Origin of the sequence: Planktotalea frisia (assembly GCF_001890925.1) — a bacterium.
GTDB classification, from domain to species: domain Bacteria; phylum Pseudomonadota; class Alphaproteobacteria; order Rhodobacterales; family Rhodobacteraceae; genus Planktotalea; species Planktotalea frisia.
Map to the genome: position 1 here is coordinate 88,356 of NZ_MLCB01000159.1, position 6,355 is coordinate 94,710.

Below are 6,355 nucleotides of genomic sequence, written 5' to 3' on the forward strand. Positions count from 1 at the left end.
ACATCTAACAGAGCATATTGCTCGCATTTAGGAGAATACATATGAGCCTCATGGGAACACTGGCGAAAGTCGCTATTGGTTACGCAACTGCGCGCGGCGTAGATAAAATGGCGGGCGGCGGTGGCCTTGGTGCGCTTTTGGGCGGTCAACAAGCTGAGGCAGGTGCTGCTGCGTCCAACCCGATGGCGGACATGATGCAATCCATGATGGGTGGCGGTGCTGAGGGCGGCGCGAGCAATCCAATGGCTGACATGATGAGCAAAATGACAGGCGGCGGCGCAGCTGGCGGCGGCATGGACCTACAGGGCATGCTCGGTGGGCTCATGGGCGGTAGCGCAGATGCAGGCGCGGACAAAGGCGGCTTGCTATCGTCCCTCACCGGTGGCGGCGAAGGCAGCGGTGCAGGTGCAGGCGTCGGACTTGCGGGTATCTTTGCAGCGCTTGGCGGCGCAGCCGCGGTTGGTGGCAAGGGTATGGGCGACATGCTGGACGGCTTTGGCAAAGCAGCCCCTGCGGCCCCCGAAGCCGAAGCAAGTGCGGGCTTGATGTTGCGTGCAATGATCCAAGCAGCGAAATGCGATGGCGACATTGATGATGCCGAGCGCGCGAAAATCTTAGAAACCGTTGGCGATGATGCGGACGCCGAGGATATTGCGTTCGTTCAAGCACAACTGGCGGCACCTGTTGATGTTGAAGCGCTCGCCGCGGACACGCCTGATGCGCAGAAATTCCAACTCTACGCGATGTCGATGATGTCGATCCGCGTCGATACACCGGCAGAGAAAGCCTATATGAGCGCCCTCGCCGATGCGCTGGGAATTGACGCGCAAACCGCGCAAATGCTCAACATGCAGATGGGCGTGAACGCTTAAACGAGCGTCTCTTATTTTGCTAAATTTCTAGGCGCTTTGGTCCTTTGGCCAGAGCGTCTTTTTACGTTATGATAACGCTTATGCGCGAGACCTGATCTGAACTTAAAAGGTCGGATCGATATGGACATCAGTTTTGTGCTTTATCGCAGCAAAGCGAAACGTCACCTACGGGGACGCGTGGTCAGTGAAATTGTTAGGGTTAGCTTGCTGAACAACCAGCGCGACGGCTTAACCGGCTTTTTGCACACCGACAAAGATCATTTCTTGCAATATCTTGAAGGTCCAAAAGAGCCCTTGATGCACCGTTTATCCATCATCCAACGCGATCCGAAACACCACAATTTGATCATCCTAGCGGATGGCATTTTGGATGAACGGTTGTTTCCCGATTGGGACATGGGCCAGATCGAGATGCTGCGCCCCGGGTTTGGATGTGGCTCGGTTCACATGGGATGGATGCGGCCTGATCCGAATGTCGACGTCCTACCGCTTTTGACCGCGTTTGCCGCTCATGCGTTAAAAGGAGAAAAGGTCACGATCACCGCAGTGACGTGACCCTTTACTGTAATGTAAAAGTGCTCAGTGGTTAGCTTGCGGGTTTAGCGCCGCCACCGCCGCCTCCGCCACTGCGACGTCTGCGACCACCACCTGGCTTACCGCCGCCACCGCCGGGCTTGCCGCCACCAGCGCCGCCACCGGGCTTGCCGCCGCCACCTGGACGACCACGACCACCGCCACCTTTGCCACGACCACCGCCGCCACCACCCATGCCAGAACGGCTCTTGGCGGAAGGACCATCGAAATCAACCCACGCCGTGCCAGAGGCAACGGGGATAGAAATCTTCATCGTCTTTTCGATGTCTTTCAACAAATCCATTTCATCAGGCGCACAGAATGCAATCGCGGCACCATCTTTGCCAGCACGTGCAGTCCGGCCAATACGGTGCACATAGGCGTCCGGGACATTGGGCAACTCGTAGTTATAAACGTGGCGCACATCGGGAATATCGAGACCGCGCGCCGCAACGTCTGTTGCCACGAGCACTTTCATATCGCCCTTTTTAAACGCCGCCAAAGCGCGCTCGCGCTGACCTTGGCTTTTGTTGCCATGAATAGAGGTCGCAGCGAACCCGCGCGCCACCAGCTGTTTCATCAGTTTTTCACAACCGTGCTTCGTGCGTCCGAAAACCAGTGCGCGCTCTTCTTTGTGCTCACCCAGTAATTCGATCAGCAAGGATTGCTTTTCGGTCTTGGCAATGAAGTGCACAACCTGCGTAACCTTATCGGCCGCTTTGCCGGGGGGCGATACTTGGATGCGCTTGGGGCTTTTGAGATAGGTATTCGCAATCTCGTTCATCAGCTTCGGCATGGTCGCCGAAAACAGCATGGTCTGGCGCTGCTCTGGCAAATGCGTCGCGATCTGGCGCAGCGCGTGGATAAAGCCCATGTCGAGCATTTGATCCGCCTCATCGAGCACCAAGAAATGCGACTCTTTAAGCGTGAGCGCGCGGCGATCCATCAGGTCGATCAAACGGCCGGGCGTCGCGACAAGAATGTCGATGCCGTTCTCCAAACGCTTGGATTGCACGTTGATCGATTGACCACCCACAACCAGCGCAACCTTGATCGGTGTGCCTTTGGTATAGTCTTTGAGGTTCTCAACGATCTGGCTTGCCAATTCGCGCGTCGGCGCAAGAATAAGGGCGCGCACGGTCTTTGGCGACGGGCGACCGGGGTTTTCGCTCAACAAAGTGATCAATGGGAGACCAAAGGCCGCCGTTTTGCCTGTGCCCGTCTGAGCAAGGCCAAGAACGTCATGGCCATTCAACGCTTCTGGGATGGCGCGGGCTTGGATCGGGGTCGGTGTGGTTAGGCCCAGTTCGCTCAAACGTTCTATAAGACGCTTGGGCAGGCCCATGGTTTCAAATTCACTCAACAGATAATGTCCTTTAGGGGTAGTTTGTGCAGCGCAGCCCATGCTTGGGCGCGTTTTGCAGTGTTTGAGCAGCACATGGCCCCTTTGATGCGTCAAGTCAACCGCATCGGCGCGAATGCGCGACGCGCTGCCCCTTTTCCCTCGCGTTCGGGTAGGCTATGGACGATTCAGCACAGGATAATGCGGAGCCGCGATATGGCTGACACGACAATCATAGAGCGCTGCGAAGCCAAGGGGCTGCGCATGACAGGCCCACGACGCACCATCGCGGCCGTTCTGCAAGCAAGCGACGACCACCCCGATGTGGAAGAGCTATACGCGCGCGCCTCAGCCGTGGACGCGCAGATTTCGATCGCGACGGTCTACCGCACCGTGAAACTGTTCGAAGAAGCGGGTATTCTGGACAAGCTTGAATTCGGTGACGGACGTGCACGCTATGAAGATGCAGAGCGTGATCACCATGATCACCTTATCGATATGAATTCCGGCGAAGTCATCGAATTCGTAGACCCCGAGATCGAAGAACTGCAAGAACGCATCGCCGCGCGTCTTGGCTATACGCTCAAAGGTCACAAGCTCGAACTCTACGGCGTTCCAATCAAGTCGAAAACAACCTAGCGCGTGGGAAACACCCGCGCGGCCCTTTTGATGGTTCTCGCCATGGCTGGCTTTGCCTTGGGCGATGCTTTTGTAAAGCTTTCAGCGGGTGCCATGTCGATTGCACAAGTGCTGATCTTTATGTCCGTGCCCGGCGTGATCATCTTTGCCATATTGGCTAAACGCAGCGGACAAGACGTTTTCTCGCGCCAGTTCTTTGACAAAACGGTTCTCATGCGCAACTCGGTCGAGGCGTTTACAGCCATTTGCATGGTCAGCGCACTTTCCCTTGCGCCGCTCTCTTTGGTCATTTCAATCATCCAAGCTGTGCCCTTGTTTGTTACACTCGGCGCCGCGCTGATCCTCAAGGAAAAAGTTGGCCCACGTCGTTGGATCGCGCTGATCGCTGGGTTCTTTGGTGTGATGTTGATGCTACGCCCTGACGCGAGCGGCATTTCATTTGGCGCTTTGCTCGCGCTCTTTGCGGCGGTTGGTCTATCAACCCGCGACTTGCTCACCCGCGTGATGCCTGCGCGCATCGGAACGCTGCAAATGGCCACTTGGGGCACAGCTGCGCTGATCCCTGCGGGCTTTCTGATGCTGCCCTTCACTGGTCCGCATGGCATGCCAAGCCTGTCTGCTTGGGGCATTGTGCTCTGTGCGTCACTGGTAAATGCGGTGGGTTACTATTCGATCACTGCTGCGATGCGCCTTGGCGAAGTGTCCTTTGTCACGCCGTTTCGTTACACACGGTTGGTTTTTGCTCTCATCATCGCCGCGCTGTTTTTCGCAGAGCAAGCGGATTCGCTGACCTTGCTTGGTGCTTTCATCGTCATTGGCTCAGGCCTGTTCGTTATGTGGCGCGAGCGAAAACTTTCTGTTAGCGGTAACAATTAGTGCGCTAACAGGGTTCCCCCCATGCCAAGTGCAGTGTAATCAGGCGCTAAATCGCAACTTGATCACAAGGATATAACCGCCATGAGCGCTATCATCGACATCCACGCCCGCGAAATTCTCGACAGCCGGGGCAACCCAACGGTTGAGGTCGATGTGATCCTTGAAGACGGCACAATGGGCCGCGCGGCGGTTCCCTCTGGTGCCTCTACGGGTGCGCATGAAGCGGTTGAAAAACGTGACGGCGACAAGTCGCGCTACATGGGCAAAGGTGTTCTAGAAGCTGTTGCTGCGGTAAACGGTGAGATCGCAGAAGAGTTGATCGGCATGGATGCGACCGAGCAAGAGATGATCGACGCGATGATGATCGAGCTTGATGGCACACCCAACAAAGCACGTCTTGGAGCCAATGCGATCCTTGGTGTGTCTTTGGCTGTGGCCAAAGCCGCCGCTGATTTTTGCGCCCAGCCTTTGTTCCGCTATGTTGGCGGCACCTCTGCGCGCACGCTTCCTGTTCCGATGATGAACATCATCAATGGCGGCGAACACGCTGATAACCCTATCGATATTCAAGAATTCATGATCATGCCGGTCTCTGCGGCCAACATTCGTGAAGCAGTGCGCATGGGCTCTGAAATCTTTCATACGCTGAAGAAAGAACTCACCGCTGCGGGCCTTTCCACGGGGATCGGCGATGAAGGTGGCTTTGCGCCCAACATCGGATCCACCCGTGAAGCGCTTGATTTCATTATGAACTCTATCGCGAAAGCTGGTTACAAAGCGGGCGACGACGTCTACCTCGCGCTCGATTGTGCGGCGTCCGAATATTACAAAGACGGCAAATATGAGTATTCTGGCGAAGGCAAATCTCTTACGAGCGCCGAGAATGCTGCCTACCTCGAAGCATTGGTGAACGACTACCCGATCATCTCAATTGAAGACGGCATGCACGAGGACGATTGGGACGGTTGGAAAGCCCTCAACGATCTGATCGGTGATCGCATCCAGCTGGTTGGCGATGATTTGTTCGTGACCAACCCAGAGCGTTTGGCGATGGGCATCGAGCGTGGAAGCGCCAACTCCATGCTGGTAAAAGTCAATCAAATCGGTACGTTGTCGGAAACCCTTAAAGCAGTCGACATGGCGCACCGCGCGCGTTTCACGAACGTGATGAGCCACCGTTCCGGCGAAACCGAAGACGCGACAATCGCGGACCTCGCCGTTGCCACAAACTGCGGTCAGATCAAAACCGGCTCTCTCGCGCGCTCTGACAGACTGGCGAAATACAACCAGTTGATCCGCATCGAAGAGATGCTTGGCGAAACAGCGCGCTACGCAGGCCGCTCAGTTCTCAAATCATGAACGCCGATCAAATCATCAAGCACCTAGATCTCCAGCCGCACCCTGAGGGCGGCTGGTATCGCCAAACCCACATCGACAACGCTCAACCGCGAGCGAATGGCACCTGCATCTATTTTCTGTTGAAAGAAGGTGAAAGCAGCCATTGGCATAAGGTCGATGCGACAGAAATCTGGCATTACTACGCGGGTGCGCCGCTGATCCTGTCGCTCGCAGAAACAGACCAAGGGCCCGCCACTGAACACTTGCTCACGCCTGATTTGAGCAAAGGCGCGCCGCAACTCATCGTTCCCATAAATCATTGGCAAAAGGCACGCAGCACCGGTGCATTTACCTTGGTTGGGTGCACAGTTTCGCCAGGGTTTCGTTTCGAAGGCTTCACTCTGGCAGCGCCAGACTTCGACATTCCAACCCTTTAGACTTCATCTTTCAAGATAAACTTCGGGGGAGTCGATCTATGATCGACGGGGGCTGGCCCCGTAAGAAGTCCTGAAACCAAATGAACCTATCTGAAAAAGAGCACACGAAACCCCTTTTTTTCTTGCTCAATTTGAGCGGTTCCGTGCTTTTCCTCATACGCCAAACAAACACCGTGTGTGGTTTTTTGGTGGTTTTTAACCGAGGGGAATTTAATGCTATACCGCTGCTACCCCAAAACCCGAATTTTTTCATGGGTTATGACGCGGAAATTGTCTGA

General features: G+C 55.5%; 7 protein-coding genes. 6 read left to right on the forward strand and 1 reads right to left on the reverse strand.

Annotated features, from left to right (window positions below; genetic code table 11):
- Positions 1 to 41: 41 nt before the first annotated feature.
- Both PFRI_RS14085 and PFRI_RS14090 read left to right on the forward strand, forming a co-directional pair.
- Positions 42 to 872, forward strand: a complete 831-nt coding sequence (locus tag PFRI_RS14085) for a tellurite resistance TerB family protein (RefSeq protein ID WP_072631334.1) — start codon at positions 42 to 44, stop codon at positions 870 to 872.
- A 120-nt stretch (positions 873 to 992) separates the two neighbouring features.
- On the forward strand, positions 993 to 1,427 hold the full coding sequence (locus tag PFRI_RS14090; RefSeq protein ID WP_072631335.1) for a BLUF domain-containing protein: 435 nt from the start codon (positions 993 to 995) through the stop codon (positions 1,425 to 1,427).
- Positions 1,428 to 1,458: 31 nt separating this feature from the next.
- On the opposite strand, the gene PFRI_RS14095 is transcribed toward PFRI_RS14090, so the two are convergent.
- Positions 1,459 to 2,808, reverse strand: a complete 1,350-nt coding sequence (locus PFRI_RS14095) for a DEAD/DEAH box helicase (RefSeq protein ID WP_072631354.1) — start codon at positions 2,806 to 2,808, stop codon at positions 1,459 to 1,461.
- Between the two features lie 195 nt (positions 2,809 to 3,003).
- On the opposite strand from PFRI_RS14095, the gene PFRI_RS14100 reads away from it, so the two are divergent.
- The 4 genes from PFRI_RS14100 to PFRI_RS14115 all read left to right on the forward strand — a co-directional run bounded on the left by PFRI_RS14100 (position 3,004) and on the right by PFRI_RS14115 (position 6,077).
- Entirely contained in the window at positions 3,004 to 3,426 is a 423-nt protein-coding gene (locus tag PFRI_RS14100; protein WP_072631355.1) for a Fur family transcriptional regulator, read from the forward strand.
- 3 nt (positions 3,427 to 3,429) lie between these two features.
- Positions 3,430 to 4,302, forward strand: coding sequence for a DMT family transporter (locus PFRI_RS14105; protein ID WP_072631336.1), 873 nt, complete (start codon positions 3,430 to 3,432; stop codon positions 4,300 to 4,302).
- Between the two features lie 81 nt (positions 4,303 to 4,383).
- Positions 4,384 to 5,661 carry a phosphopyruvate hydratase gene (gene eno / locus PFRI_RS14110; RefSeq protein ID WP_072631337.1) on the forward strand — a complete coding sequence of 426 codons (1,278 nt, stop codon included), beginning with the start codon at positions 4,384 to 4,386 and terminating at the stop codon, positions 5,659 to 5,661.
- A complete protein-coding gene (locus tag PFRI_RS14115) occupies positions 5,658 to 6,077 on the forward strand; it encodes a cupin domain-containing protein (RefSeq protein ID WP_072631338.1) in 420 nt (139 codons plus the stop codon). Before eno ends, PFRI_RS14115 begins: the two co-directional genes overlap by 4 nt.
- Positions 6,078 to 6,355: the final 278 nt, after the last annotated feature.